The organism is Kaistella sp. SH40-3 (assembly GCF_030686865.1).
Taxonomy (GTDB): Bacteria; Bacteroidota; Bacteroidia; order Flavobacteriales; family Weeksellaceae; genus Kaistella.
In genome coordinates this window covers 1-2,581 of sequence record NZ_JAQYUS010000020.1, presented here as the reverse complement: position 1 = coordinate 2,581, position 2,581 = coordinate 1, and the positions used below count along the sequence as shown (strand labels likewise).

2 protein-coding genes are annotated in these 2,581 nt (G+C 39.8%); both read right to left on the bottom strand.

The genetic code is table 11. The features are described 5' to 3' along the window. Positions 1–314 precede the first annotated feature (314 nt). Entirely contained in the window at positions 315–1,421 is a 1,107-nt protein-coding gene (locus tag PUH65_RS14780) for an IS91 family transposase (RefSeq protein ID WP_305520866.1), read from the bottom strand. Then, positions 1,405–2,346, bottom strand: coding sequence for a tyrosine-type recombinase/integrase (locus PUH65_RS14775; RefSeq protein ID WP_305520865.1), 942 nt, complete (start codon positions 2,344–2,346; stop codon positions 1,405–1,407). Before PUH65_RS14775 ends, PUH65_RS14780 begins: the two co-directional genes overlap by 17 nt. Between the last annotated feature and the right edge of the window lie 235 nt (positions 2,347–2,581).

Here is a 2,581-nt window from a genome sequence, read left to right as displayed (position 1 = left end):
ATTTTAGAGATTTTATTTTGTTGAATAAAAACAAAGTTAATAAAACAGCCTCAGGAAAAGCTACCGGAGGTTTAGTTCAATAACTAAGCTTTCGTCTTGTCCGCAGGACACGAGATGAAAGCCCGTTGAACGGAAGCTCCGGTGGCTTTTCAGCAGTATGATGGTCCTCTTATGGGGATGTCGTTTTTAGAATTTAGAGATACAAAGCAGTTTTTTCGGAAGGACTGCTTTTTTTGGGAACTGAGGTGAGGTTTTTTCAGGCACTCACGGGCTTTTCTTTACTTTTAAGATATAAAATCCCTTACCCACAAAGTTTATTTTGCAGACGAGGCATTGAAAATGGCAAGAAAATCCTGAGGTGGGCCACGTTGTCCGAAAAGTGCGATGGTGATTAAATTTCCTTCCTTGCAACACCGACATTTTTTAAGCAAAGTTTTCGGTTTCACTTCTGTAATCTGGATTTTTAAATCTGATTGTAAATCCTGAAGTTTCCCGCGTTTCCAGGAGCTGCTCAAAATTCCGTAATGCCTTATTCTTACAAACCTTCCAGGCAAAATATGAAGACTAAATCTGCGCACAAATTCAGTATTCGATAAAGTCATTTCCTTTTTCTGACCTTCTTTGCGATAATCTTTGTACCCAAAACGAACTTCATGATCCGTAACTTCTTTGATGCGGTGATTGCTGATGGCAACTTTGTGGGTATATCTCCCTAAATATTCGATCACTTGTTTCGGACCACCAAAAGGTCTTTTGCCATAAACGACCCAGTTTTTGGTGAAGAGTTGATCTATTAAATCCTGATCTTTAATTCCGGAAGCTCTTAATGATGCCACGAACTTTGCGCGGAAAACCACACTCATCGCTTTTACACAGAAGAGATATTTATCAGATTTTATCTTCGCCCGCCATTTGCCTTGTTTATTAATTCCGCCACCTGGAACAATGCAGTGCAAATGTGGATGAAGACTCAGGTTTTGTCCCCAAGTGTGCAAAATCGCAATCATTCCCAGTTGGATTCCCTTATTTTTACCAAACTGATTTAAAGTTGCCCAAGCTGCTTCAAATAAAGTTTTGTACAACAATGCCGGTTGAGAGATCGCTAAACCATTGAGTTCTTCGGGAAGCGTAAAAACCACGTGGTAATAACTGCACGGCAATAAATCCTGTTCGCGTTTCTGAATCCATTCTTCTTTTTTATGACCTTGACATTGCGGACAATGCCGATTACGACAGGAGTTGTAACTGATGGAAAGATTGCCGCAACCATCACACGCATCAATATGACCACCCAAGGCAGAAGTTCTACAATACGATAAAGCCCGAAGCGTTTTTTCCTGATGAACCGTAAAATTCTGAGCCGATAAATTGATTTTACGAAGGACATCAGCAACACTTCCGCCTTTACTTCGGGTTTCCATTTTTACTGCATAAAGCGAAAACGGTATCCAAAGGGCTGTGGGGTTTTTGATCTGACAACTGACAGACATGAAGATATTCCATCGTCGATTCAATTCTTTCATGACCCAAAAGTTTCTGAACCATAATGATAGAAACTCCATCTTCCAATAAATGCGTGGCAAAGCTGTGTCGCAAAGTGTGAGTATGAACAACTTTGGTAATTCCTGCTTTTTTGCTCACCGTTTTGATGACCCATTGAACGCCTCTTTGACTGTATCTGGAATCAAAATCCGCTTTGCCGGAATCTGGCTGGTCAATCTCTTCAATATTTCTATTTTGATTTCCATTGAATAAATATTGAGTCGGATTTTCCACGGAAATAAAGGTTTTAAGTCCCCGAATTAAATGTTCGGATAAAGGAACATAACGGTCTTTTTGACCTTTACCCTGAACAACGTGAAGCATTTGTCGGTCAAAATCAAGATGATGAAGTTCGATATTCCGCACTTCCATACATCGAAGTCCGCACCCGTAAATCAGACCGATGAGCAGTTTATGTTTCAGTAATTGCGCCGTTTGAAGCATGCGCCAAACTTCCTGACGGCTTAAAATAGTCGGCAGTTTTTTGACTTTTGGAATGGCAGGAAGATGTAGAAAACTGTAAGGTAAGCCTTCGGCTTTCAGAAGAAATCGCAGTCCATAAACCGTGTGTTTAAAATAAGTCTGGGAAGGTGTTTTTGATCGCTGCTGAAGTTCGAAGAGATAATCTTTGACCTGTTCCGGATCTAGTTCGGTGGGTAAAGTTTTAAAATGCAGCGCCATTGCTGCTACATGCCGCGAATAATTATCAAAGGTTCTGGGACTTTTTCCTTGGATTGAAATATTTCTTTCGAAACGTTGTATCAGTTCCGAAAAACCATTAACTTCGCTTGAAGCGCGATTCAAAATTTTGTTCGTTCTTAAATCCTCCGGAGATTTTTTTTTGTAGCCATTTTAGAGATTTTATTTTATGTTATGATCAAACAAAGTTAATAAAACAGCCTCAGGAAAAGCTACCGGAGGTTTAGTTCAACACGGTATTTCTACAAGCGGGTTTGAAGTTTTCATCGAAGATTTTAGCGATTAATTAAGTTTTCAGCAAGTAGAAAGTTTTCGTATTTTTATCCCGCCTGCAGAAATA